Annotated in this window: 22 protein-coding genes; 5 read left to right on the forward strand and 17 right to left on the reverse strand. The window is 69.2% G+C overall.

Translation table 11 applies throughout. From position 1 onward, the window contains the following. Positions 1–445 precede the first annotated feature (445 nt). On the forward strand, positions 446–1,711 hold the full coding sequence (locus BM140_RS18155; RefSeq protein WP_091949809.1) for an NAD(P)/FAD-dependent oxidoreductase: 1,266 nt from the start codon (positions 446–448) through the stop codon (positions 1,709–1,711). A gap of 364 nt (positions 1,712–2,075) precedes the next feature. Here the strand turns inward: BM140_RS18155 and BM140_RS18160 are convergent, their stop codons facing one another. The 6 genes from BM140_RS18160 to BM140_RS18185 all read right to left on the reverse strand — a co-directional run bounded on the left by BM140_RS18160 (position 2,076) and on the right by BM140_RS18185 (position 8,872). Next, positions 2,076–2,609, reverse strand: coding sequence for a GAF domain-containing protein (locus BM140_RS18160; RefSeq protein WP_091949651.1), 534 nt, complete (start codon positions 2,607–2,609; stop codon positions 2,076–2,078). A 186-nt stretch (positions 2,610–2,795) separates the two neighbouring features. Beyond that, positions 2,796–3,683: a tetratricopeptide repeat protein gene (locus BM140_RS18165; protein WP_091949654.1), complete on the reverse strand. Its 888-nt coding sequence runs from the start codon at positions 3,681–3,683 to the stop codon at positions 2,796–2,798. Then, positions 3,670–5,400, reverse strand: a complete 1,731-nt coding sequence (gene ilvD, locus BM140_RS18170; RefSeq protein ID WP_091949658.1) for a dihydroxy-acid dehydratase — start codon at positions 5,398–5,400, stop codon at positions 3,670–3,672. The genes BM140_RS18165 and ilvD (BM140_RS18170) overlap by 14 nt, the downstream gene beginning before the upstream one ends. 375 nt (positions 5,401–5,775) lie before the next feature. Continuing rightward, on the reverse strand, positions 5,776–6,555 hold the full coding sequence (eutC, locus tag BM140_RS18175) for an ethanolamine ammonia-lyase subunit EutC (RefSeq protein WP_091949661.1): 780 nt from the start codon (positions 6,553–6,555) through the stop codon (positions 5,776–5,778). Next, complete coding sequence (locus tag BM140_RS18180; RefSeq protein ID WP_091949665.1) at positions 6,552–7,934, reverse strand: ethanolamine ammonia-lyase subunit EutB; 1,383 nt, start codon at positions 7,932–7,934, stop codon at positions 6,552–6,554. The genes eutC and BM140_RS18180 overlap by 4 nt, the downstream gene beginning before the upstream one ends. A gap of 77 nt (positions 7,935–8,011) precedes the next feature. Further along, complete coding sequence (locus BM140_RS18185; RefSeq protein ID WP_091949668.1) at positions 8,012–8,872, reverse strand: transglutaminase-like domain-containing protein; 861 nt, start codon at positions 8,870–8,872, stop codon at positions 8,012–8,014. Between the two features lie 252 nt (positions 8,873–9,124). Between BM140_RS18185 and BM140_RS18190 the strand changes: the two genes are divergently transcribed. Further along, positions 9,125–9,601, forward strand: a complete 477-nt coding sequence (locus BM140_RS18190; protein WP_091949671.1) for a hypothetical protein — start codon at positions 9,125–9,127, stop codon at positions 9,599–9,601. 50 nt (positions 9,602–9,651) lie between these two features. Here the strand turns inward: BM140_RS18190 and BM140_RS18195 are convergent, their stop codons facing one another. The 6 genes from BM140_RS18195 to BM140_RS18220 all read right to left on the reverse strand — a co-directional run bounded on the left by BM140_RS18195 (position 9,652) and on the right by BM140_RS18220 (position 14,236). Beyond that, complete coding sequence (locus tag BM140_RS18195; protein WP_091949675.1) at positions 9,652–10,260, reverse strand: LutC/YkgG family protein; 609 nt, start codon at positions 10,258–10,260, stop codon at positions 9,652–9,654. Continuing rightward, positions 10,257–11,822 carry a lactate utilization protein B gene (locus BM140_RS18200; RefSeq protein WP_091949678.1) on the reverse strand — a complete coding sequence of 522 codons (1,566 nt, stop codon included), beginning with the start codon at positions 11,820–11,822 and terminating at the stop codon, positions 10,257–10,259. The genes BM140_RS18195 and BM140_RS18200 overlap by 4 nt, the downstream gene beginning before the upstream one ends. Continuing rightward, positions 11,819–12,562 (reverse strand): (Fe-S)-binding protein, encoded by a 744-nt coding sequence (locus BM140_RS18205; protein ID WP_091949681.1) that lies wholly within the window; start codon positions 12,560–12,562, stop codon positions 11,819–11,821. Before BM140_RS18205 ends, BM140_RS18200 begins: the two co-directional genes overlap by 4 nt. A 123-nt stretch (positions 12,563–12,685) precedes the next feature. Continuing rightward, the gene (locus BM140_RS18210) at positions 12,686–13,285 is read right to left on the reverse strand and encodes a DsbE family thiol:disulfide interchange protein (RefSeq protein WP_091949684.1); all 600 of its coding nucleotides are present in this window, start codon (positions 13,283–13,285) and stop codon (positions 12,686–12,688) included. Next, complete coding sequence (gene ccmD / locus BM140_RS18215; RefSeq protein WP_091949687.1) at positions 13,282–13,425, reverse strand: heme exporter protein CcmD; 144 nt, start codon at positions 13,423–13,425, stop codon at positions 13,282–13,284. The genes BM140_RS18210 and ccmD overlap by 4 nt, the downstream gene beginning before the upstream one ends. A 10-nt stretch (positions 13,426–13,435) precedes the next feature. Next, a complete protein-coding gene (locus BM140_RS18220) occupies positions 13,436–14,236 on the reverse strand; it encodes a heme ABC transporter permease (RefSeq protein WP_091949690.1) in 801 nt (266 codons plus the stop codon). A 266-nt stretch (positions 14,237–14,502) separates the two neighbouring features. On the opposite strand from BM140_RS18220, the gene BM140_RS18225 reads away from it, so the two are divergent. Beyond that, positions 14,503–15,342, forward strand: a complete 840-nt coding sequence (locus BM140_RS18225) for a transglutaminase-like domain-containing protein (protein ID WP_091949693.1) — start codon at positions 14,503–14,505, stop codon at positions 15,340–15,342. Positions 15,343–15,474: 132 nt separating this feature from the next. Here the strand turns inward: BM140_RS18225 and ilvD (BM140_RS18230) are convergent, their stop codons facing one another. Together ilvD (BM140_RS18230) and BM140_RS18235 are read right to left on the reverse strand one after the other, a co-directional pair. Further along, the gene (ilvD, locus tag BM140_RS18230; RefSeq protein ID WP_091949696.1) at positions 15,475–17,310 is read right to left on the reverse strand and encodes a dihydroxy-acid dehydratase; all 1,836 of its coding nucleotides are present in this window, start codon (positions 17,308–17,310) and stop codon (positions 15,475–15,477) included. Positions 17,311–17,467: 157 nt separating this feature from the next. After that, entirely contained in the window at positions 17,468–19,024 is a 1,557-nt protein-coding gene (locus tag BM140_RS18235) for a 2-isopropylmalate synthase (RefSeq protein WP_091949699.1), read from the reverse strand. A gap of 392 nt (positions 19,025–19,416) precedes the next feature. On the opposite strand from BM140_RS18235, the gene BM140_RS18240 reads away from it, so the two are divergent. Then, positions 19,417–19,746, forward strand: a complete 330-nt coding sequence (locus BM140_RS18240; protein ID WP_091949702.1) for a hypothetical protein — start codon at positions 19,417–19,419, stop codon at positions 19,744–19,746. A 1-nt stretch (position 19,747) separates the two neighbouring features. On the opposite strand, the gene BM140_RS18245 is transcribed toward BM140_RS18240, so the two are convergent. From BM140_RS18245 to pdxY, 3 genes are read right to left on the reverse strand one after another with little or no spacing between them, the layout of a single operon-like run. Next, positions 19,748–20,479, reverse strand: a complete 732-nt coding sequence (locus tag BM140_RS18245; protein ID WP_091949705.1) for an NUDIX hydrolase — start codon at positions 20,477–20,479, stop codon at positions 19,748–19,750. After that, positions 20,469–21,386, reverse strand: coding sequence for a PhzF family phenazine biosynthesis protein (locus tag BM140_RS18250; protein ID WP_091949708.1), 918 nt, complete (start codon positions 21,384–21,386; stop codon positions 20,469–20,471). Before BM140_RS18250 ends, BM140_RS18245 begins: the two co-directional genes overlap by 11 nt. 13 nt (positions 21,387–21,399) lie before the next feature. Further along, positions 21,400–22,251, reverse strand: coding sequence for a pyridoxal kinase PdxY (gene pdxY, locus BM140_RS18255; protein ID WP_091949711.1), 852 nt, complete (start codon positions 22,249–22,251; stop codon positions 21,400–21,402). Positions 22,252–22,370: 119 nt separating this feature from the next. On the opposite strand from pdxY, the gene BM140_RS18260 reads away from it, so the two are divergent. Further along, entirely contained in the window at positions 22,371–22,892 is a 522-nt protein-coding gene (locus BM140_RS18260) for a DedA family protein (protein ID WP_091949714.1), read from the forward strand. The last annotated feature ends 14 nt before the right edge of the window (positions 22,893–22,906 follow it).

Consider the following 22,906-nt stretch of genomic DNA (forward strand, 5'->3'; position numbering starts at 1 on the left):
ATAAGGCAAGTTGCCCGATATGCGACCGCGTGTTGCCTTGGCCGAGCGACACGTTGGGCATGTTTCAGGAACGGAGAAATGTCTCGCCTCGATTTGAGCAAGCCCCCTCGGCATCCCGTGGGACAGGTCGTCACCGAGGGTTGCGCCTGTCGATCCGAGGCGTCGTCCCCGACAGATCAGTCGTAGCCCTATCGGATACGGTACACGCAGTGCGTTCATCGGAACATCGCGGAGCTGTTTTTTCGCGACGACCGGTCATCGGCGGGCGGATCCTGCGATGTGTCTTCGGCTCGATTGTCCTTGTCGCGTCGTGCACCCGCCTGGCGTCGTCCGATGCGGCATCGCCTCGGGCGGGTCCACGGCCGAGCCATGCATCGCCCCGCGCACCGACGCTTGCCTCGCGCAAGCCATTGCCGTCACCATCGAACCGGGCTCGGAGGCCGGCATGGTCACGCACGACGTCGTCATCGTGGGAGGAAGCGTCGCAGGTTGCGCCGCCGCCATGCTGTTTGCCCGCGAAGGCCTGACCGTCGCGCTGGTGGAGCGCAGCCCGGATCCGGACGCCTACAAGCGGCTCTGCACCCACTACATCCAGGCGAGCGCCCTGCCGGTGCTGGAGCGGCTCGGCCTGACCCGGGCGATCGAGGCCAGCGGCGGCGTCCGCAACCGGCTCGACCTGCACACACGCTGGGGCTGGATCCGCGAGGGCGAGGCGGCACCGGGGCATCCGACCCACGGCTACAACCTGCGCCGCATCCGGCTCGACCCGCTGATCCGCGCGCACGCCGCCGCCACGCCCGGCATCGAGTGGCTGCCCGGCCACGCCGCGACCGGGCTCGGGATCGAGGACGGGCGGGTGGCCTCGCTCACGGTCCGCGACGGCCAGGGCGTCGAGCGGATCCTACGCGGGCACCTCCATGTCGGGGCGGACGGGCGCGCCTCGCCGGTGGCGCGCTGGGCCGGGCTGACCGCCCGCGAGACGCCCAACGCCCGGTTCTTCTACTACGCCGCCTATCGCGGCCTCGATCCGAACGGCGGGCGCTCGCGGATGTGGATGGGGGAGGAGGGCATCGGCTACACCTTCCCCAACGAGGACGGCATCACGGTCGCCGCGGCGACGCTGCCGAAGGCGCAGCTTCCCGCCTTCAAGGCCGACCCGGAGGCCGCGCTCGCCCGCACCCTCGCGGCCTTGCCGGAGGGGCCGAACCTCGCGGCGGCCGAGCGCGTCGGCCCGGTGATGGGCTTCGTCGACATGCCGAACCTGCGCCGTCCCCCGGCCCGGCCCGGCCTCGCGCTTCTCGGCGACGCGGCGCTCTCGGTCGATCCGGTCTGGGGCACCGGCTGCGCCTTCGCCCTCCAATCGGCGGCTTGGCTGGTCGAAGCCAGCGCCGAGACGATCCTGTCGCACGGCTCGATCGACCACGCCCTCAAGGCCTACGCCCGGCGCCACCGCCGGGAGCTGGCGGGCCACGCATGGCACATCGCGAGCTACGCCCGCGGACGCCGCTGGTGGCTGCCCGAACGCCTGATGCTGGAGGCCGCCGCCCGCGATCCGGCGCAGGCGGCCCGGCTGTTCGCCTATGCGGGCCGCAGCCTCGGCCTCACCGATTTCCTGTCGCCTCCGGCGCTGGCGCGGGCTGCCGCGACGGTGCTGCGCACCCGCTTCGCGGGCGGGCGGCCCCGGCTCGACCCACGGGTGGAGACGGCCTGAAGCCCCATCGCCCTCCGGCGCGACCGCCCGCATCCGCTCCGAGAACAGATCCGCCTCCGCCGTCTCCGCCCCCATGTCGGCGACCGGGCCTGTGGCGGCGGCAAGGGCGCAGGCCGTAGGCCTCGCGGAACGAGCGGCTGAAGGCGGCGCTGTCGGGGAAGCCATAGGCAGACGGCAGTACCCGGCCTCCCGCCGAATTGTGGGCGGGGTGCCGCGGCACCCCGTTCCTCCGGGTGACCCTGTCCGGGCCTGCCTGGGCGCGATGGGTCGCGCCGGAGGGGTCGGTCGCAGCCGCCGGAACGCAACGGTGGACCTGATCCGAGGGGACGGGCGGACGCGCTCCGCACGTCGGGCCCGCATCCGCCTACGGCACCGCCGTCACCCGATCCGTCATCGCCGCATCCGCCGGCGTCCCCTTCCGCACGCGCGAAAACGCTTCCCCGGCCTGCCGGGCCAGGGTTTCGAGCCGCGCCAGCGTCGTTGGATCGAACAGGACCATGGCGCACCAATAGGCGCCGAGCGCCGCCACCGGCTCCGGTGCACCGATCGGAACCATGACGAGGCTGCAGATCGCCTTGTTGGCGTAGGCCGGTCGCGGCACGCGGGGGTCGGCGGCGATGTCGGGGATCACGACGGTCTCGCCGTGGAGCATCGCCCATCCCGAGACGCAATCGTCGAGGGGAAAGCGGGAACCGCGCCAGAGCGGTTCGATCGAATCTTCGGCCGCATAGAAGCAGGATGGCCCGTCGCGCAGGACGATCGCGGCACCGTCGGACCCTGCGATGCGCCGGGCCGTCAGCCGCAGGATTTCGACCACTTCGTCGACGGATCGCGCCTCCGCCAGCATCGCGGCGGTGCGCTCCAGCTGGGGGTCGGCCTTGGGATACACATCCACCATGGCACCCAGTACCTTGCCGGCCGGCAGCCGTACAGACGACGGCACGCCGTCGGAACACGCCGACCCGGAGGATGGTTGCCGCCGCCGCGATCGTCGGGGCGGCGCCGATGCGTCATCGCAAGGCCGTGCCCTCCCGATCACGCCGCCATGACCGGCCCGAACCGGCGTGGACCGGTTCGGGAGCGATCAGCGCCGCTTGCGCGTCGAGCCCGTGGAGAGCGTCTGCGCCTGGGCCATGGCGTCGGCCCGGTCGGCCTCGCTCGCCGAGGCCCAGGCCTTGTCGTAGAGATCGACGATCCAGGCGTCCGACGCGCCCTGCACGCCGGCCCGCGCCAGCGCAAGCCAGCTCAGGCCCTTCACCGTTTGGCGCGGCATGCCGGTGCCGTTGACCAGGAGGTCGCCCAGCAGCGCCTGCGCCGGGCGGTGGCCCTTCTCGGCGGCGAGGTTGAACCAGCGCGCGGCCTTGCGCGGATCCTGCTCGACGCCGGTGCCTTCGAGGTAGAGCCGGGCGAGATTGTACTGCGCGTTCGGGTCGCCGAAATACGAGGCGGCGTAGTTGAACATCTCGTAGGCGCGCTCGGGGTTCGAGCGCACGTAGGTGCCCTTGATCCCCTCCAGGAAGTAGGTGCCGAGCGCGTTGAAGGCGCTGGCCAGCACGCCGGAATTCGGCGTGTCGGGGGCGTCGTCGGTGGTGTCGTCGGCGATGCGCGAAAAGTACTCGAACGCCTTGAGGTCGTCCTGGGGCACGCCGTCGCCCGCCGCGTACATGCGGCCGAGCTTCCACAAAGCCAGGGTCTGGCCCTGATCGGCGGCGTATTCCAGCGCCCGCACGGCGCCCTGCTTGTCGCCCGCGTTGTAGTCGCGCACGCCCGAGCGGAGGGCGTCGCGGCCCGACCGAAAGCCTTTCTCGGGCACGGGGGTGCGCGCGGCCGCGTCGAGCGCCGTCGTCGGCTCGTTGGCGGCGAGCATCAGCGTGAAGCCCAGGAAGCCGGCGAGCAGGGCCGTGCGGAGCCGACCCGGATCGGCCCCGGCCGGCCACGCGGGCCGGTATGGGACAGTCCTAGATGTCGGCATAGATGTGCGTCTCCTGGGCGCCGCCCGGATGCGTGACGGCGCCGTTGACCGCGGGGCCCACGGTCTGCGCGTATTTCCAGAGATAGCCGGAAGTCGCGGTGTTGCCCCGCGGCGTCCATTCCGAGCGGCGCTGGGCCAGTTCCTCGTCGGAGAGCGCCACGTCCAGCGTGCCCTTGATCGCGTCGAGCGTGATCATGTCGCCGTCGCGAAGCAAGCCGATCGGCCCGCCGATGGCGGCCTCGGGGCCGACATGGCCGACGCAGAAGCCGCGGGTCGCGCCGGAGAAGCGCCCGTCGGTGATGAGCGCCACCGTGTCGCCCATCCCCTGGCCGTAGAGAGCCGCGGTGGTCGAGAGCATCTCGCGCATGCCGGGGCCCCCCTTCGGGCCCTCGTAGCGGATGACCAGAACCTCGCCCGGCTTGTAGGTGCGGTTCTGCACGGCCTCGAAGCAGGCTTCCTCGCCATCGAACACGCGGGCCGGGCCGGTGAACATCTGCTTTTCAGCAGACATGCCCGCGACCTTCACGATCGCGCCCTCCGGGGCGAGGTTGCCGCGCAAACCCACCACGCCGCCGGTGACGGTGATCGGCCGGTCGGCCGGGCGCACCACATCCTGATCCGGATTCCAGGCGACCTTGGCGAGGTTTTCCGCGATGGTCCGGCCGGTGACGGTGAGGCAGTCGCCGTGCAGGTAGCCGTGGTCGAGCAGCGTCTTCATCAGAAGCGGAATGCCGCCGACCTCGAACATGTCCTTGGCGACGTAGCGCCCGCCCGGCTTGAGGTCGGCGATGTACGGCGTCTTGCGGAAGATCTCGGCCACGTCGAACAGCGTGAACTCGATGCCGCATTCATGCGCGATCGCCGGCAGGTGCAAAGCCGCGTTGGTCGAGCCGCCGGAGGCCGCCACCGTCGCGGCGGCGTTCTCCAGCGCCTTGCGGGTGACGATGTCGCGCGGGCGGATGTTCTTGGCGATCAGCTCCATGACCTTCTCGCCGGCTGCGGCGCAGAATTGGTCGCGAATCTCGTACGGCGCCGGGGCGCCCGCAGAGTAGGGCAGGGCGAGGCCGATGGCCTCCGAGACGGTCGCCATGGTGTTGGCGGTGAATTGCGCGCCGCAGGCACCCGCGGAGGGGCAGGCGACCCGCTCCAGCTCGTCGAGGTCGTCGAGGCTCATGTCGCCGACGGCGACCTTGCCGACGGCCTCGAACAGGTCCTGCACGGTGACGGGACGGCCGCGGAACGAGCCGGGCAGGATCGAGCCGCCGTAGATGAAGATCGACGGCACGTTGAGGCGCACCATCGCCATCATCATGCCGGGCAGGGACTTGTCGCAGCCGGCGAGACCCACGAGGGCGTCGTAGGAATGGCCGCGGATCGTCAGCTCGACCGAATCGGCGATGACCTCGCGCGAGGGCAGCGAGGCGCGCATGCCGCCATGGCCCATGGCGATGCCGTCGGTGACCGTGATGGTGCAGAACTCGCGCGGCGTGCCCTTGGCGGCGGCCACGCCCTTCTTCACCGCCTGCGCCTGGCGCATCAGCGAAATGTTGCAGGGCGCCGCCTCGTTCCAGCAGGAGGCCACGCCGACGAGCGGCTGATGGATCTGCTCGGTGGTGAGGCCCATGGCGTAGAGATACGAGCGGTGCGGTGCCCGCTCGGGCCCCTCCGTCACGTGCCGGCTCGGCAGCTTCGACTTGTCGGTCTGACGCGCGTCCATCGCTGATCTCGTGCCCCGGTCCCGCTACGCATCCGAGGCCGCTGACCCCCGGAGGGGGCTTCGCGAAAGCGCCGTTCGACGCCCTCGAAACTCCGCGATAAATCGTTGGAGCGACTGCATTTACCGCGACCCCGGAAGTCGTCCCGGTTTATGGTGGGATTGCGGCGCTCGAAGGCACTCCCCAAGGCAAAGTCGGGTTGGTTTCGCGGTGTGTCGGGCTCGCAACAGCCACGCTTCGGGCAGGTCACGGCAGAGCATGGCCGCGGTCGGGCGAGCCGGCGTTTGCAGGCTTCGCGGACAGCCGAACCCTCACCCGTGCGATGCCTCAGGACGAAGCCTCGTCCGCGCGAGCTGCTCGGGCGGGGAACGCGTGGCTCAGCGCGATTCGATCGCGGCGGCGGCCTCGCCCGATTCGATCAGGCGGTCGCTCTCGTCCTTGAGGTTCACACCCGTCAGCCCGCGTGAAAAGGCCTGGCTCAGCAGCCAGTTGAGCTTGAACGCGGCAAGATCGTGCGAGAGCCCGGCCGGGCGGACGTTCGAGATGCAGTTGCGCTCCGCGTCCGAGCGACCGGGTCTGGGGTCGAAGGTGACGTAGAGACCGAGACTGTCGGGCGAGGACAGGCCGGGGCGCTCGCCGATCAGCACCGCGACGGCGCGGGCCTTCAAGGCCTCGCCGGCCTCGTCGCCGAGGGCGACGCGGGCTTGGGCGGCGATGGTCACCGGGGCGAGGCGCCAGCCGGCCTTGTCCGCATGCGGCTTGAAGGCTTTGAGCATGGCCGCCGCGCCCTCGTGGACCGCGCGGGCCGAGAGGCCGTCGGCGACGACGAGGGCGAGGTCGGCGGGCTCGCCTGCGGCCTCCGCGAGCGCCTTGCGGCTCTCGGGAGAGAGGCGGCGACCGTAATCGGGGCGGCGCAGATAGGTCGCCCGGTCCTCAACGCGGGAGGCGACGGTGACGGTCGCGAACCCCAAGGCCTCGATCTCGGATGCCACCTGCGCCGCCTCCAGCGGCGTGTGAACGGCGTCGCGGGCCTGGGCGTGGGCGAGACCGAATTTCAGCACCTCGCGGGTCGGCAGGCCGGCGCCCGCGCGTCCGAGGCCGATCCGGGCCGGGGTCAGCCCGGCAAGGCGCTGCCAGAGATCGTCGGTCTCACTCATGCGGCGAGGTCCGGCGCGGCGGTGAGCAGGCGGGCGGCGGCCCCGCCGGGAAGCAGGGTGCCGGCGGCATCGGTCAGGCCGATGCGGGCGAGCCATTCCTCGAATTCCGGCGCCCGCTTCAGCCCCAGCACCTCGCGGATGTAGAGCTGATCGTGAAACGAGGTGGACTGGTAGTTCAGCATCACGTCGTCGGCGCCGGGGATGCCCATCACGTAGGTGCAGCCGGCGGCACCCAGGAGCGTGAGCAGGGTGTCCATGTCGTCCTGATCGGCCTCGGCGTGGTTGGTGTAGCAGACATCGACGCCGAGCGGCACGCCCATCAGCTTGCCGCAGAAATGGTCCTCCAGCCCGGCCCGGATGATCTCCTTGCCGTTGTAGAGATATTCCGGCCCGATGAAGCCCACCACCGTGTTGACCAGAAGCGGCCGGTAGCGCCGGGCCACCGCATAGGCGCGGGCCTCCAGGGTCTGCTGGTCGATGCCGTGATGGGCGTCGGCCGAGAGCGCCGAGCCCTGACCGGTCTCGAAATACATCACGTTGTCGCCGAGGCTGCCGCGCTTGAGCGCGAGTGCCGCCTCGTGCGCCTCCTGCAGGATCGGCAGGGTGACGCCGAAGCTGGCATTGGCCTTCTGCGTACCCGCGATCGACTGGAACACGAGATCGACCGGCAGCCCCCGGTTCATCGCGTCGAGGGTGGTGGTGACGTGGGTGAGCACGCAGGCCTGCGTCGGGATCTCCAAGCGAGCGATGATCCCGTCGAACAGCCGCAGCAGGCCCCCCATGGTCTGGATCGAATCGGAGACCGGGTTGATGCCGATCACCGCATCGCCGCAGCCGTAGGAGAGGCCGTCGAGAATCGAGGCGGTGACACCGGCCAGATTGTCGGTCGGATGGTTGGGCTGGAGCCGCACGGCCAGCGTGCCGGGCAGGCCGATGGTGTTGCGGAACTTCGTGACGACGCGACACTTGCGGGCGACCAGGATCAGGTCCTGGTTGCGCATGATCTTCGAGACCGCCGCCGCGATCTCCGGCGTGACGCCGGGCGCGATGCGGGCCAGCGTCTCGGACGAGGCCGTGAGCAGGAACTCGCGGAAGTCGCCGACGGTGAGATGCGCGATCTCGGAAAACGCCGTCTCGTCGTGATCGTCGAGGATCAGGCGGGTGACGTCGTCGTCCTCGTAAGCGATCAGCGGTCGGGCCAGGATGTCCTTCAACGGCACCTCGGCGAGGCACCAGCGCGCCGCCATGTTCTCCTCCGCCGAATCCGCGGCGATGCCGGCGAGACAATCGCCGGAGCGGATCGGCGTCGCCTTGGCCATCAGGGACGCGAGGTCGGCGAAGACGTGGGTGCGCGGGCCGACGGTGTGGCGATAGGGCATTCCGGGTCGCTCCTGCCTCTGATCACAGGATGCAAGGATCGGGGGAGATGTCGAGGTGTCCGACGTGGACGATCCTCTTACGCCGCCCCGGCATGGGGCGCCGGCTCCTCCGTCGAGATCGCATCGACCGTGCGCTCGGTCGCCTCCGGGCCACCGTCGGCGCGGTCGATGCGGATTTCCATGCCCGTCGGCTCCATCTCGCCGTAGGGCGTGGCGAAGGCGATCTCGGCGGCGTCGCGGCCGATGCCGATGCGCACGAGCCCGTCGAGATGGGCTTGGCGCGTGGCGTCGAACAGCCACCAGCGCCCGTCGAGATAGGCCTCGAACACGGCGTGGAAATCCCTCGGCACGAGGCCGTAGGCATAGCAGCTCACGAACCGGGCCGGGATGCCCAGCGCGCGGCAGAAGGCGGTGCCGAGATGGGCGAAGTCGCGGCACACCCCCGCCCGCTTCAGCAGGCTCTCGTCGGCCGTGGTCTCGCCGTCGCTGGCGCCGCGCCGATAGGCGATGTGGTCGTGGATCCAGTTGCAGATCGCGGTGACGCGCTTGTGTCCCTTGGGCAGGTGGCCGAACTCGGCCTCGGCGAAGGGGGCCAGCCGGTCGGACGAAACGAAGCGGCTCGGCAGCAGGAACGGCAGGATGTCGATCGGCAGTTCCGAGACCGGCGTTTCGGAAATCGTTTCCGGATCGGCGCGCACCACCTTGAGTTCGACTTCCGCATCGTATTCCAGCGAAAACGGGCCGGGCAGCACGTTCACGCCGAGATAGCGGTTCCTGAGATCCGGCGTGATGGTTCTCCGGCGGGAGAGGTCGGGCGCGAGCGTGAGGGTCTCGCTCATCACCGCGAGGCTCTTCAGGTGGGCGACCTCCACATTGAAGATGAAGGTCGTGGGCGTCTTCACCTCGTAGGCGAGGCTGCAGCCGAGCTTGAAGCGCAAAGGGTCGAGTCTCCGGATGGGCGACGATCCAGGCGTCTGCAAGGTTTACGCCTGTCCACTCGACGGGTGGACCGACCGCCGCGCTCACACGATTTCAAAAAATTAACTCTAGGTTGATTTATCTCTTCAAGTCGTGCGATGCTTCGAATCGCGGCGCGAGGGCGCCGAGACTGACTTTCCAACACTTCGCGTGCGGAACGATCGCGCTGCCGTCGTCCTGACGGACGGCCGGTCAACTCGTGGGAGGTTTCCGTGGCTGTCAATTTTCAGGTCGTCGGAATTTTTTACAAAACCCAGGTCGATCTCGGTCAGGTCGGCGGGAATACGGTCGGAGACATCATTGAATATCTCTACAGAGCCGATCCGACCTTCTATCGTTCGTATATGATTGCGGATGGCAACCAGATTATCAGCATGCTCGGCGTAAGGCAGGTCAACCCCTTCTCGGGGCGGACCGGGATCCAGTATCCGGCCGGCTTCTATGGGCTGACACAGACCTTCACGTCGCCGACACCGAACCCCTACACGGTCTGGCAATATTATCTTTCGGACCAGAACAACGTGCGCCAGCCGACGTCCGGCGACCTGTCGTACACCCAGGCCCAGGTGCAGGACGGATGGTCGATCATCTGGCGGCTCGTGACGATTCTGAACGGGCCGGGCAACCTGTCGAAGCGCCTGAAGCAGTTCGATACGAAGCTCGTCACGGACCTGACGGGCACGCCTTGAGATCGGCGGTCCGCCTGTCGCATCCCCTCGGACGTGACGGGCGGATCCTGTCAGATGGGGCCCGGTGCCGTTCTCCGCAGCAGCAGCACCGTCAGCGAGCGCACGCCCTGCGCCCCGTGGATCAGCACGCCCTCGATGTCGGCGGTCGCCGAGGGGCCGGTGTGCAGCACCGCGTAGGCAGATTGACCGAATTCGGGCCGCTTGTAGGCGGCCTGGATGTTGGCGAGGAGGTCGGCGGGGTCGAGCAGCACGATCAGGTGCTGGGCGAGGTAGGCGACCGAGTTCACGATCAGGTCGCTTTCCGTGAACAGCACCGAGCCGGTCTCGGCGACACCGAAGCGGGCGCGCACGATGGCGACATCGACGTCGGCCATGTCCTGCGGGCGCTGCGCCGCGCGGAGATCGCGGTTACCGCTGTATTCCGGAACGGCGGAGGCGATGACGGCGGCGCCCGCCAGCCGCGAGCGCACGGGGGCGAACGGATCGGCCGGGCTGCCGGCACGCTCGACGCGGCCGCCCATCCGGGCCAGCCGCTCGGTGAACTCGGCCACGAGATCGTCGCCGACCAGCGGGGCGAAATCCGGCACCGCGGGCAGCGGGTAATCGCCCGCCGGCCGGTTCGCCTTAAGCCGGGCGAAGATGGCTTCGCGCGCGCTCACGATTGCCCGTCCTTGTTCATGCGGTTCTGCCGGTACCACGCGTGGAAACTCTGGCGCGGGGCGTGGGGCATCTCGCGCTTCTTCCCCCAGGTGTTGGCCGGGTTGTAGACGGCAAAGCGCGGCAGGGCGCGCAATGCCGAATCCGCGGTGGAGATCGCAGCGCGGTAGGCGGCGGGACGGCTGAGCACGGCGCCGGCGGCCTTCATCATGCCCTGCTTCAGGAGCGGGATCTGGTGTTCTTCCGCCAGCACCTTGCGCCACGCGAAGATCTGCTCGTGGATGTTGATCTTGACTGGGCAGACGTTGGTGCAGGAGCCGTTCATGGTCGAGGAGAACGGCAGGGTCGAGTATTTCCGCTTGTTGAAGGTCGGATCGATGATGAGCCCGATCGGCCCCGAATAGGTCGCGCCGTAGGAGAGGCCGCCCGAGCGCCGGTAGACCGGACAGGTGTTCATGCAGGCGCCGCAGCGGATGCATTTGAGCGAGGTCCAGAACTCCTCCATCCCGAGGCGCTCGGAGCGGCCGTTATCGACCAGCACCATGTGCATCTCGGTCCCGGCGCGGGGCGCGCGGAAGTGGGAGGTGTATTGCGTGATCGGCGAGCCCAGCGCCGAGCGCGACAGGAGGCGAATGAAGACGCCGAGATGCTCGACCTTCGGGATGATCTTCTCGATGCCGATCGAGTGAATCTGCAGCGGCGGCACGTTGCCCGAGAGGTCGGCATTGCCCTCGTTGGTGCAGGTTACCACCGTGCCGGTCTCGGCGATGGCGAAGTTGCAGCCGGTGAGCCCGGCATCGGCCTTCAGGATCAGCGGGCGCGTGGTCTCCCGCTGGCTCTCGGCGAGGTAATGGGCGTCGTCGTTGTCCGGGTCGGTGCCCAGCGTCCGGGCGAACACGTCGGCGACATCCAGGCGCGTCTTGTGGACGGCGGGCATCACGACGTGGCTCGGCTCCTCCTCGTCGAGCTGCTGGATGCGCTCGCCGAGATCGGTCTCGATGATGTCGATGTCGTGGGCCGCCATGAAGTGGCGGAAGCCGCACTCCTCGGTGAGCATCGACTTCGATTTCACCAGCGACTTGGCGCCGTGCTTCTGCAGGATGTCGAGGACGATGCGGTTATGCGCCGCCCCGTCCTCGGCCCAGTGGACGTGAACGCCGTTGGCCTTCGCCGCCGCCTCGAACTGCGCGAGGTAATCGTCGAGATGGGTGAGGGTATGCGCCTTGATCTGCGAGGCGATCTCCCGCAGCTCCTCCCATTCGGGGATGCCGTGAGCGGCCGCGTCGCGCTTCTTGCGCACGTCCCACAGGCGCTCGTCATGGGCCTTCTGGTGCAGCGGCGCGGCGAGGAAGCGCTCGGCGGCCTCGCCCTGATCGATCGGGCGGTTGCCCTTGATCTTGGCGCCGCGGGGCTGCGGCTCGCGCGGGGCGTCGGCGCGGATCGGCTTCGAGGCGGCTTCCGCGTGCTGGAGGCGTCGGCCGTCGGGGCCGCGCTCGCTCTCGTCGCTCGGAGCGCGGACTTCGGGGTGGATCACGCCCTCGCGCGGATTCAGCTCCTCGCTCATGAAGCGGCTCCGTTCAGCACCTGGGCGATGTGGATGTATTTCAGCGGCACGCCGAGGCGTTCGGCGCAGCCCTTCTGATGCATCAGGCAGGAGGAATCGGCCGAGACGACGTAGTCGGCCCCGGCACGCGCCTGATCCGTCACCTTGTCGTAGCCCATCTTGGCCGAGACCGCGGGCTCGAACACCGAGAAGGTGCCGCCGAAGCCGCAGCACTCGTCGGGACGGGCCAGATCGACGATCTCGAGGCCCTTCACCTTCCTCAGGAGGTTGAGGGGCTTGGAGAAGTACGGCCGGTTCAGTTCGGACGGACGGGCATGGCCGATGCCGCGCAACGCGTTGCAGTTCGAGTGATAGGCGACCTTGTGCGGGAAGGCCGCCCAGGGCAGCGCCTCGATCTTCAGCACGTCGTGAAGGAACTCGACAAGCTCGAAGGTCTTGGCGCGCACCGCCTTGACCTCGTCGGTCTGCGGGATGGCGGTGAGGTGCTCGCGCACCTGATGCACGCAGGAGCCGGACGGGGCGACCACGTAGTCGAACCCGGAAAAGTTCTTGACGAACAGCGCCTCGGTGGCGGCGGCCTCGGCGTGGCAGCCGGTGTTGGTCATCGGCTGGCCGCAGCAGGTCTGATCGAACGGGTACTCGACGTCGAGGCCGAACCGTTCCAGCAATTCCAGCGTCGCGATGCCGACCTCCGGCTCGAACGCATCGACGTAGCAGGGGACGAACAGCCCGATCCGCATGGCGCTTCTGTGCTTGTTTTGAACCGCGAGCGCCGCTTGGTCCCCTGGAACGGTTACAAGCTGACGCTCAGGGTGCAATACGCCCCTGAGAGGACGGTTCCAAGCGCCGGCCCGACAGCCCGGTCAGTTCGTCACGGGGGCGGGGCGGCCGGCGGCGCGGATGCGCTCCAGGACGCTGGCGTAATTTTCCGGCGTCAGGATGCCGACGAGCTTGTCGCGGATCGTGCCGTCGGGGCCGATGATGAAGGTCTCCGGCACGCCGTAGACGCCGAGATCGATCCCGGCCCGGCCGCTCGCGTCGGCGCCGACCGCGGAGAAGGGCAGGCCGTGCCGCTCCAGCCAGCGGCGCCCGGCGTCGCCGGGGTCCTTGTAGTCGATGCCGACCAAGCGGATGCCGGGCTCCTGCGCGAGCCGCATCAGCATCGGGTGTTCGATCTGGCAGGGGGCGCACCACGAGGCGAACACGTTGAGCACCGTGACCCCACCCTTCAGGTCGGCGCTCGTCAGCCCCGGCACCGGCTGGCCCTTGGCCTGGAGGCCCGGCACGGGGCCGAGGGCGAAGGCCGGCACCGGCTTGCCGATCAGCGCCGAGGGCAGGGCCTGCGGGTCGGCGCCCGAGCGCAAGCGAATGAAGAACACCACCGCCAGCACCGCGAAGACGACGACCGGCAACAGGACGAGGAACGAGCGCCGGGGGCGCTCGGCGGCCGGATTGGTGCTCATCGCTGATCGCCCTGCAACTCGGCCAGCGCCCGCTTCTGCGCCCGCCCGTCCCGCCAGCCGTGGAGGATCAGCGCGGCGAGCACCAGGGCGGTGAAACCGAAGGCGCCCGCGATGTAGGGGGTGTAATGTCCGAACTCCATCGCGCGCCCCTCAGATCGCCTGTCCCACGGGCAGGGGCGCGGCGGCGCGGGTGACCGGCGCCTGCGCCCCGGCATCCAGCCGCTCGGCCTGCCGGATCAGCAGGCTGCGCACCCGGCGGCGATAGATTTCGGTGCGCATCGCCTGGAGATGCAGCGTCACGCCCAGCAGCGTCATCGCCAGGATCATCTCGAGCAGCGGGTAGAGCATCGAGGAATAGACGGTCGGCCCGCCCATGCGCAGGATCGAGGCCGGCTGATGCAGCGTCGACCACCAGTTCACCGAGAACTTGATGATCGGCAGGTTCACGGCGCCGACAAGGGTGAGGATTGAGACCGCGCGGGCCGCCCGGCTCGGGTCCTCGATGGTGCGCCACAGGGCGATGATGCCGCAATAGAGCAGGAACAGCACCAGCATCGAGGTCAGCCGCGCGTCCCAGACCCAGTAGGTGCCCCACATCGGCTTGCCCCAGAGCGAGCCGGTGACGAGGCAGATCAGGGTGAAGGCCGCCCCGATCGGCGCGGCGGCGCGCTGCGACACGTCGGCGAGCGGATGGCGCCAGACCAGCGAGCCGATCGCCGACAGGGCCATCGCCCCGTAGAAGCCCATGCCGAGCACGGCGGCCGGGACATGGATGTACATGATCCGCACCGTGTCGCCCTGCTGGTAGTCCGGCGGCACGGTGAAGAAGGTCATGTACAGCCCCGCCGCCAGAAGCACGGCCGACAGCCCGGCGAGCCAGGGCAGGGCCGCGCCCGACCAGCGCAGGAAATGGCCCGGTTGGGCGAGGCGGTTCCAAAGGGCGGTCCACATGCGCCTTTCCATACCGCGTGCCGCGCCGCACCAGCAATGCGCGCGTTTCGCACGGGGTCCGAGCATGTGGACGAGGCCAGCGTCCGCGGGCGCACCGACCCGAAAGGCGGCGATACCATCGGCCAATCGTTGCGCTGCGCAACATTTGTGCAGCGCGGAGCGGAACGACACGTTCGGTTCAGTCTTTTGGGCTCACTCGCGCTGCGGTCGCGTTGTTACCCAATGCCCGGCCGTGCGCAAAGCAGTCCAAACCCCAAGGCAGGGCCATGCTGATCCGCACCGGCTACGACATCACCTTCGAGACCTTCGCTCCGACGCCGATGTCGCTGCTCCTGAACGTGCACCCGTCGCGCAAGAAGGACCTGCGCAGCCCCGAGACAATCCGAATCGACCCGGCCGTCCCACAGCGCCAGTCGCTCGACGCGTTCGGCAACGTCTGCACCCGCATCCTCGCACCGGCAGGCCACATCACGCTCTCGGCCGACTTCCTCGTGGAGGATTCGGGCCTGCCCGACGCGGTGGTGCCGGAAGCCCGCCAGATTCCGGTGCAGGAGCTGCCCGACGACGTGATGCCGTTCCTGCTCGGTAGCCGCTACTGCGACACCGACCGGCTCTGCCCCACCGCGTGGGAGCTCTTCGGCCACACGCCCGAGGGCTGGGCGCGGGTACAGGCCATCGTCGATTACGTCCACGACCGCATCCGCTTCGACTACCAGCTGGCGGACGCGACCCGCACGGCCTTCGACGGCTACACCCAGCAGGTCGGCGTCTGCCGCGACTTCGCCCATCTTGCCATCGCGTTCTGCCGCTGCATGAACATCCCGGCGCGCTACTGCACCGGCTATCTCGGCGATATCGGCGTGCCCGCCGTGCCGGACCCGATGGATTTCTCCGCGTGGTTCGAGGTCTATCTCGATGGCCGCTGGTACACCTTCGACGCCCGCCACAACACGCCGCGCATCGGCCGCATCGTCATGGCGCGCGGCCGCGACGCCACCGACTGCGCGATCTCGACCAGCTTCGGCTCGGCCCGGCTGGTGAAGTTCGAGGTGCATACGGACGAGGTGACGGCGGCCGATGCCGTTCAGCTCGGCCGGGCGGCGTAAACCGCGACGGGCTCTCCTCCCCCTCGTGGGGAGGAGTTGGAGGTGGGGGTGGTTCAGGATGGGGCGGAGCGGTGCCTTCTGCACCACCCCCACCCCTGACCCCGCCCCGCAAGGGGGAGGGGAACTTCCGCCTTATTCTTCCAACCGCCGCACGGCCCCCTTCGCCGCGCTCGTCGCCAGCATCGCGTAGGCCTTCAGCGCCGTGCTCACCTTGCGCTTGCGGGGTGCGGCCGGCTTCCAGCCCTCGCGATCCCGCATGGCCCGCCGCTCGGCCAGCACCGCCTCGTCCACGGCGAGATGAATGCGGCGGTTGGGGATGTCGATCTCGATCCGGTCGCCCTGCTCCACGAGCCCGATCAGCCCGCCCTCGGCCGCTTCCGGCGAGACGTGGCCGATGGAAAGCCCCGACGAGCCGCCGGAGAAGCGCCCGTCGGTGACCAGCGCGCAGGCTTTTCCGAGGCCCTTCGATTTCAGGTAGCTCGTCGGATAGAGCATCTCCTGCATGCCGGGGCCGCCGCGGGGGCCCTCGTAGCGGATCAGCACCACCTCGCCAGCCTTGACCCGGCCGTTGAGGATCGCGTCCACCGAGGCGTCTTGGCTCTCGAAGACGTGGGCCGTGCCGGTGAAGGTCAGGATCGAGGCGTCCACGCCCGCGGTCTTCACGATGCAGCCATCCTCGGCGAGGTTGCCGTAGAGCACCGCGAGCCCGCCGTCCCGCGAATAGGCGTGCTCACTGTTGCGGATGACACCGGCCTCGCGGTCGAGGTCGAGTTCGTCCCAGCGCGAATCCTGGCTGAAGGCGACCTGGGTCGGCACGCCGCCGGGCGCCGCCCGGAAGAATTTTTGCACGGACTCGCTGCGGGTGACTTTGACGTCCCAGCGGTCGAGCGCCTCGCCGAGCGTGCCGGCGCTCACGTTGCCGACGCTGCGGTCGATCAGGCCGGCGCGGTCCAGTTCGCCCAGGATCGCCATGATGCCGCCGGCCCGGTGCACGTCCTCCATGTGGACGTTGGCCACCGCCGGGGCGACCTTGCAGAGCACCGGCACGCGGCGCGACAGCCGGTCGATGTCCGCCATGGTGAAGGGCACCTCGCCCTCATGCGCGGCGGCGAGCAGATGCAGCACCGTGTTGGTCGAGCCCCCCATGGCGATGTCCAGCGTCATCGCGTTCTCGAACGCCTCGAAGCTCGCGACCGAGCGCGGCAGCACGCTCGCGTCGTCCTGCTCGTAGTAGCGCCGGGCCAGATCGACGATCAGGTGTCCGGCCTCGACGAACAGGCGCTTGCGGTCGGCATGCGTGGCCAGCGTCGAGCCGTTGCCGGGGAGCGACAGGCCGAGCGCCTCGGTGAGGCAGTTCATGGAATTCGCCGTGAACATGCCCGAGCACGAGCCGCAGGTCGGGCAGGCCGAGCGCTCGATCACCGCCACGTCCTCGTCCGACACCCGGTCGTCGGCCGCTGCCACCATGGCGTCCACGAGGTCGAACTTACGGGTGATGCCGTTCATCACGACCTTGCCGGCCTCCATCGGCCCGCCGGAGACGAACACCGCCGGGATGTTGAGGCGAAGCGCCGCCATCAGCATGCCGGGGGTGATCTTGTCGCAATTCGAGATGCAGACCATGGCATCCGCGCAATGCGCGTTGACCATGTACTCGACCGAGTCGGCGATGAGTTCGCGCGAGGGAAGCGAGTAGAGCATCCCGTCATGGCCCATGGCGATGCCGTCATCGACCGCGATGGTGTTGAATTCCTTCGCGACGCCGCCCGCCTGCTCGATTTCCCGCGCGACGAGCTGGCCGAGATCCTTCAGGTGGACGTGGCCCGGCACGAACTGCGTGAACGAGTTCACCACCGCGATGATCGGCTTACCGAAATCCGAATCCTTCATGCCGGTGGCACGCCACAGGCCGCGGGCGCCGGCCATGTTGCGGCCGTGGGTGGTGGTGCGGGAGCGATAGGCGGGCATATTTTTGGGACTTTTCGACTTCAGAATTTTGAACGGCGGCATCGACTCTCACACCGTCACTGCGAGGCGAAGTCGAAGCAAACCAGGGCTCCGCACCTTCCGAAAAGGTCGCGCTACTGGATCGCTTCGCTTCCGCTTGCAATGACGGTCGAGGCTGTCACACCACCGCGGCGTGCTGCGCGTGCAGCCGGACGGAGGCCGCCGAGAGCTTGTTGAGCGCCGACAGATACGCCTTGGCCGAGGCCACCAGCGTGTCCGGGTCGGCGCCGCGCGCCGTCACCGAGCGCTCACCGGCCTTGAGCCGCACCGAGACCTCGGCCTGCGCGTCGGTCCCCTCGGTCACGGCGTGGACCTGATAGAGTTCGAGGGTCGTGTCGTGGGGCACCAGCCCGCGGATGGCGTTGAACACCGCGTCCACCGGCCCGTTGCCGTCGGCTTCCTCGGTGAAGGTGCGCCCGTCCATCTCGATCTTCATCGTCGCGCGCTGCGGTCCCCGCGTGCCCGCAATCACCGAGAGCGAGACCAGCTTGATCCGGTCGTGCGCGGTGGCGAGATTCTGATCGACCAGCGCCTCGATATCCTCGTCGTAGACGTGCTTCTTGCGGTCGGCCAGATCCTTGAAGCGCTCGAACACGTCCTGAAACTGGTTGTCGGACAGCGAGATGCCGAGTTCCGTCAGCTTCGACTTGAACGCCGCCCGGCCCGAATGCTTGCCCATCACCAGCGAGGTCTTGGCGAGGCCGACGGAAGCCGGCGTCATGATCTCGTAGGTCTCGGCGTGCTTGAGCATGCCGTCCTGATGGATGCCGCTCTCGTGGGCGAAGGCGTTCCGGCCGACGATGGCCTTGTTGTACTGCACTGGGAAGTTTGCCGCGTGGCTGACGAGCTTCGAGGCCCGCGTCAGCATCGTGGTGTCGATACCGGTGTCGTAGGGCATCACGTCGGCCCGCGTGCGGATCGCCATGACGATCTCTTCGAGCGCCGCGTTGCCCGCCCGCTCGCCGATGCCGTTCATGGTGCACTCGATCTGGCGCGCACCGCCCTCCAGACCCGCCAGCGAGTTCGCCACCGCGAGCCCGAGATCGTTGTGGCAATGCACGGAAAAGATCGCCTTGTCGGCATCCGGCACGCGCTCGCGCACCTGTCGGAACATCGCGCCGTATTCCTGCGGCGTGGCGTAGCCCACCGTGTCGGGCAGGTTGATCGTGGTGGCGCCCGCGCGGATCGCCGCCTCGACGCAGCGGCACAGGTAGTCGATGTCGGTGCGGGTCGCGTCCATGGCCGACCATTCCACGTCCTCGACGAGGTCGCGGGCCTGGGCCACGGTCTTGAGGATGATCTCGATCACCTCGTCCTGCGTCTTGCGCATCTGGTGGGCGAGGTGGATCGCCGAGGTCGAGACGAAGGTGTGGATGCGGCCCCGCTGCGCGTGGCGCACGGCCTCGCCGGCGCGGGCGATGTCGGCGGGAATCGCGCGGGCGAGCCCCGCGACGGTCGCCCGTTTGGTGCGCCGGGCGATCTCGGAGACCGCCTCGAAATCGCCGTTCGAGGCGATGGGGAAGCCCGCCTCGATGATGTCGACGCCCATCCCGTCGAGGAGCTCGGCCACGGCCAGCTTCTCGTCGAGCGTCATGGTGGCGCCGGGGCATTGCTCGCCGTCGCGCAGCGTCGTGTCGAAGATGACGACGCGATCCTTAGCCGAAGTGTTCGCCATGGGTCTTCCCTCGCGGCCGGCGCGCTCGACTCAGGTCAAGGAGCGGCGCCGGAATAAGCCTGTCGTTCCGGGTTCGAGCGGCATCCCCTGAGAGCCCAGGCGCATGCCCGGACGGCCCTCAGGGGCGGCTAAGAAGCAGGCCGACGAGGATGAGCGCGCAGGACGAAGCGGCCGCATGAGCGGCGCCGTCGATCGTCTGCACGGAGCGGCCAGGGGCCACGCTCGGTCTCCTCAGGGGCTGACTCGCCGGCAAGGGCCCGCGACCAGGGTTCGCGTGTGTATCGATTGGTGGGGAGTGTGACAAGCGCGACGCCGCGCCGTGATTGACCGCCCCCGCCTTCGCGCCGCACAAGCTTGGCCTTACCTGAACGCGCCTGCCGGGAGACTTCGTCGTGCCCTCGACCCGTTCCGCCGTCCTTCTCGCCATCCTCGGGGCTTCGCTCGCCGCTTGCCAATCGAGCGCGCCGCCGCCGGTCGCGGCGGTCGCCGCCGCACCCGCGCCGGTGATCGCCGACCTTGCGCCCGGCGCCGGCTGCGGCCCGACCATCGCCCGGACGCAATCCATCGTCGCGGGCGACGTGCAGACCGGCGACCTGTCGGAGCCGGTCGGCCAACGCTTCGGCGCCGATCTGGCCAAGGCGGCCGATGCCTGCGCCGCCGGTCGCGATGCGGAGGCGCTGCGCCTGCACGCGGCGGCCAAGGCCCGGTACGGCTACCGGTAGCTCACCCCGGAAACACGCTCGCCAGATAGGCCTGGACGAAGCCCGGCATCCGTCCGGCGTCGATGTCGGCGCGCGAGCGGGCGATGACGGTGTGGGCGAGTTCGGGCTCGTCCTCGTGGCCGCGATGGGCGTCGATCTTGGCCTTCAACGCCTCGGCGTCGCCATCGAACCGGACCGGACGCAGGAAGGCGAGTTGACCGTCGCCGCGCAGAAGCACCCAATCCTGCGCCGCCCCCTTCGGCAGGGACAGGCCGGTCTCTTCGAGAAATTCGCGCTCGGCGCTGCCGGCGAGATCGACCACGTCCCCGTCGCGCAGATCGCCCGGATCGGGCGTGCCGCAAGGAAAATAGATCTGGCCGGCATTGGCGGTGTGGGTGCCCATCACGCCGAGGACGACGGCGCCGTCCGACGTATGCGGAACGATGGCCGCGAAGGCGTTGGCGACCAGCGCGTCGGGCACGCCCGCATCGCGGAACGCGATGAAGCGCGAGTAGCGCGCCTCGAAGAACGCCGCCTCGCAGGCCCCGTCCGCGATGGTGCAGCCGCTCGCGAGATAGACCGGGCCGTCGAACAGGCCCGGAGTCTTCTCGAGCCGCCGCCGCCAGTTGCGGTCGATCGCCTCCGCGTTGTCGCGGGCCCAGGCCCAATCATACGGCGCGAGGCGGGCCGCGATGCGGGTGAGCGGGGTCAGGGTGAAGCCGGGCGCGGGCTGGGTCTCACCCTCAATCGACATGCAACGTGCCCTCGGAGACCACCACGGCGCTGCCGCCGATTTCGACGGAGCGCAGCGCCCCCTCGGTGATGACGAGTTGAAGATCGATGGCGCTCGGGCGGCCCATGGCGACGCCTTGCCGGATCGACACGTCGTGGGTGCCGTCGCCGAGCGGCTCGAACTGCATCAGCACACCCGCGAAGGCCGCTGCGGCGCTGCCGGTGGCCGGGTCCTCCCGCACGCCGAGGCGCGGGGCGAACATCCGCGCCTGATACTGCCGCCCGATTCCCTCGGGGTCGAGGGTGTAGAGGTAGAGCGCGTCGGCCTCTCGCGGAAAGAGCCGGGCGAGGGCGGCTTCGCTGATCCACGCCCGGTCCAACGCCTCGCGGCTCGCCAGCGGCACGAAGGTGAAGTGCGGGCCGGCCCCATGGCGGCTGGGCTGATGGCGGTTGAAGCCGATATCGGACGGATTCAGCCCCAGGGCCGATGCGAGGGCGGCGGGCTTGGCCGCCTCGCCGAGATAGCGTGGCAGCACCGGCAGCTTGAACCGGGCATGGCCGGAGCGCCCATCCGCGCCGGGCTCGACCACGCAGGGCACGGTGCCGATCCGCTCTTCCAGTCCGAACGCCACGGCGTCGGCACCCGGCCGCTCGGCGCGGTCGTGCAGAGCCAACAACACGGCCGTGCCGACGGTGGGGTGGCCGGCGAAAGGCAGTTCGTGGGCGGGGGTGAAGATGCGCAAGCCCGCCCGGTGGCGCGCCTCGCTCGGTGGCGTGACGAACACCGTCTCGGACAGGTTGAACTCGCGGGTGATCGCCTGCATCGCCGCCTCATCCAGTCCGTCGGAATCCAGCACCACCGCGAGCGGGTTCCCGGCGAGCGCCCTGTCGGTGAACACGTCGAGGGTCGCGAAGCGGCGTTTCGGCATGCGGGAATCCTTGTCAGACCGTCTCGACCGGGAAGGCGCTGGTCGGCGCGACGAATTCGTCCTGCGCTTCGACCGTCAGAAGCTCCTCCGCCCCGGCCTCTGCCGTGCGGCGGAGCAATCCGTGGATCGAGGCCGCCGCCATGCCGAGCGCCAAGGCCGCCGAGCGCGTGCGCCAATAATGCACGAGGTAGAGCGCGGCCACCGCATCGCCCGCGCCAGAGACCGCCTTGAGGTCGAGCCGCGGCGTGCGAACCCGCCAGAACGAACCGCCTTCGCCGGCCATCATGTCGATGGAATCCGCAGGCGTCTCGGCGGTGGCGAGCGAGGTGACGAGCACCACCTTCGGCCCCAGCGCCTGCACCGCACTGACCGCCGCCTTGGCACCGTCGAGCGTGTCGGTCGGGCTTCCGGCGATGAGATCCAGCTCGAACTGGTTCGGGGTGAGGATGTCGGCGGCCGGCACCGCTTGGTCCCGCATGAAATCGGCGATGCCCGGCCGCACGTAGACGCCGGCATAGGTGTCGCCGATCACCGGATCGCAGCAATACAGCGCCTCGCGGTTGGCCGCCCGCACGGCGGCGACCGCCCGCAGGATCGCCGTGCCGATATCGGCCGAGCCCATATAGCCGGAGAGCACCGCGTCGCAGTGCTTCAGCGCGCCGCGCTCGGCCACGCCCTGCACCACCTCCTCGACGGCGGGCCCGTCGAACACCCGGCCCCGCCACGCCCCGTAGCCGGTGTGGTTGGAGAACTGCACCGTATGCACCGGCCAGACCTCGACGCCGAGCCGCTGCATCGGGAAGACCGCGGAGGCGTTGCCGACATGGCCGTAGGCGACGTGCGACTGGATCGACAGGACCTTCATGACGCTCCGAATGTGCCGTCTTGCACGGCTTTCGTAACCCGCCGACGCGCATGACGCATCCCATGCGCGCGCCGTGCGTTGCGGCTCGGACGACGTAGCGCCACAGCAACGGGGACGGCATGGACTTCGAGACGATCAAGACGACCGTGCTGACCTTCGTGGAGACCCACAAGGAATGGGCGCCGGTCGTGACCGCGGTGATCGCCTTCTGCGAATCGCTGGCCTTCCTCTCGATCCTCGTGCCTGCGACCTTCATCCTGCTCGCCATCGGCGCGCTGATCGGATCGAGCGACCTGCCGTTCTGGCCGATGGTGATCGGCGCGGGCATCGGTGCGGGCCTCGGCGACTGGGTGTCCTACGAGGTCGGCCACTACTTCAAGGACGACGTCAAAAAAGTCTGGCCGATGAAGCGCTACCCGGAGATGACCGACAAGGCGGAAGACTTCCTGCGCCGCTGGGGCGCGGGCGCGGTGGCGATCGGGCGGTTCATCGGCCCGGCCCGTGCGGTGGTGCCGCTGGTGGCCGGCTCCTTCGGCGTCAACCGCATCCCCTTCCAGATCGCCAACTGGCTCTCGGCCTTCGTCTGGGCCTTCCTCATGCTCGCCCCCGGCGCCGGGCTGCTGACGTGGTTCAAGCACTGAGCGCTTTCCGACGA

This window comes from Methylorubrum salsuginis, from assembly GCF_900114375.1.
Classification (GTDB): Bacteria; Pseudomonadota; Alphaproteobacteria; order Rhizobiales; family Beijerinckiaceae; genus Methylobacterium; species Methylobacterium salsuginis.

What these genes read in the sequence shown, in the direction of transcription:
- BM140_RS18155 (WP_091949809.1), top strand. Translation starts at nt 446, where the DNA reads ATGGTCACGCACGACGTCGTCATCGTGGGAGGAAGCGTCGCAGGTTGC.
- BM140_RS18160 (WP_091949651.1), bottom strand. Translation starts at nt 2,609, where the DNA reads ATGGTGGATGTGTATCCCAAGGCCGACCCCCAGCTGGAGCGCACCGCC.
- BM140_RS18165 (WP_091949654.1), bottom strand. Translation starts at nt 3,683, where the DNA reads ATGCCGACATCTAGGACTGTCCCATACCGGCCCGCGTGGCCGGCCGGG.
- ilvD (WP_091949658.1), bottom strand. Translation starts at nt 5,400, where the DNA reads ATGGACGCGCGTCAGACCGACAAGTCGAAGCTGCCGAGCCGGCACGTG.
- eutC (WP_091949661.1), bottom strand. Translation starts at nt 6,555, where the DNA reads ATGAGTGAGACCGACGATCTCTGGCAGCGCCTTGCCGGGCTGACCCCG.
- BM140_RS18180 (WP_091949665.1), bottom strand. Translation starts at nt 7,934, where the DNA reads ATGCCCTATCGCCACACCGTCGGCCCGCGCACCCACGTCTTCGCCGAC.
- BM140_RS18200 (WP_091949678.1), bottom strand. Translation starts at nt 11,822, where the DNA reads ATGAGCGAGGAGCTGAATCCGCGCGAGGGCGTGATCCACCCCGAAGTC.
- BM140_RS18205 (WP_091949681.1), bottom strand. Translation starts at nt 12,562, where the DNA reads ATGCGGATCGGGCTGTTCGTCCCCTGCTACGTCGATGCGTTCGAGCCG.
- BM140_RS18210 (WP_091949684.1), bottom strand. Translation starts at nt 13,285, where the DNA reads ATGAGCACCAATCCGGCCGCCGAGCGCCCCCGGCGCTCGTTCCTCGTC.
- ccmD (WP_091949687.1), bottom strand. Translation starts at nt 13,425, where the DNA reads ATGGAGTTCGGACATTACACCCCCTACATCGCGGGCGCCTTCGGTTTC.
- BM140_RS18220 (WP_091949690.1), bottom strand. Translation starts at nt 14,236, where the DNA reads ATGTGGACCGCCCTTTGGAACCGCCTCGCCCAACCGGGCCATTTCCTG.
- BM140_RS18225 (WP_091949693.1), top strand. Translation starts at nt 14,503, where the DNA reads ATGCTGATCCGCACCGGCTACGACATCACCTTCGAGACCTTCGCTCCG.
- ilvD (WP_091949696.1), bottom strand. Translation starts at nt 17,310, where the DNA reads ATGCCCGCCTATCGCTCCCGCACCACCACCCACGGCCGCAACATGGCC.
- BM140_RS18235 (WP_091949699.1), bottom strand. Translation starts at nt 19,024, where the DNA reads ATGGCGAACACTTCGGCTAAGGATCGCGTCGTCATCTTCGACACGACG.
- BM140_RS18245 (WP_091949705.1), bottom strand. Translation starts at nt 20,479, where the DNA reads ATGTCGATTGAGGGTGAGACCCAGCCCGCGCCCGGCTTCACCCTGACC.
- BM140_RS18250 (WP_091949708.1), bottom strand. Translation starts at nt 21,386, where the DNA reads ATGCCGAAACGCCGCTTCGCGACCCTCGACGTGTTCACCGACAGGGCG.
- pdxY (WP_091949711.1), bottom strand. Translation starts at nt 22,251, where the DNA reads ATGAAGGTCCTGTCGATCCAGTCGCACGTCGCCTACGGCCATGTCGGC.
- BM140_RS18260 (WP_091949714.1), top strand. Translation starts at nt 22,371, where the DNA reads ATGGACTTCGAGACGATCAAGACGACCGTGCTGACCTTCGTGGAGACC.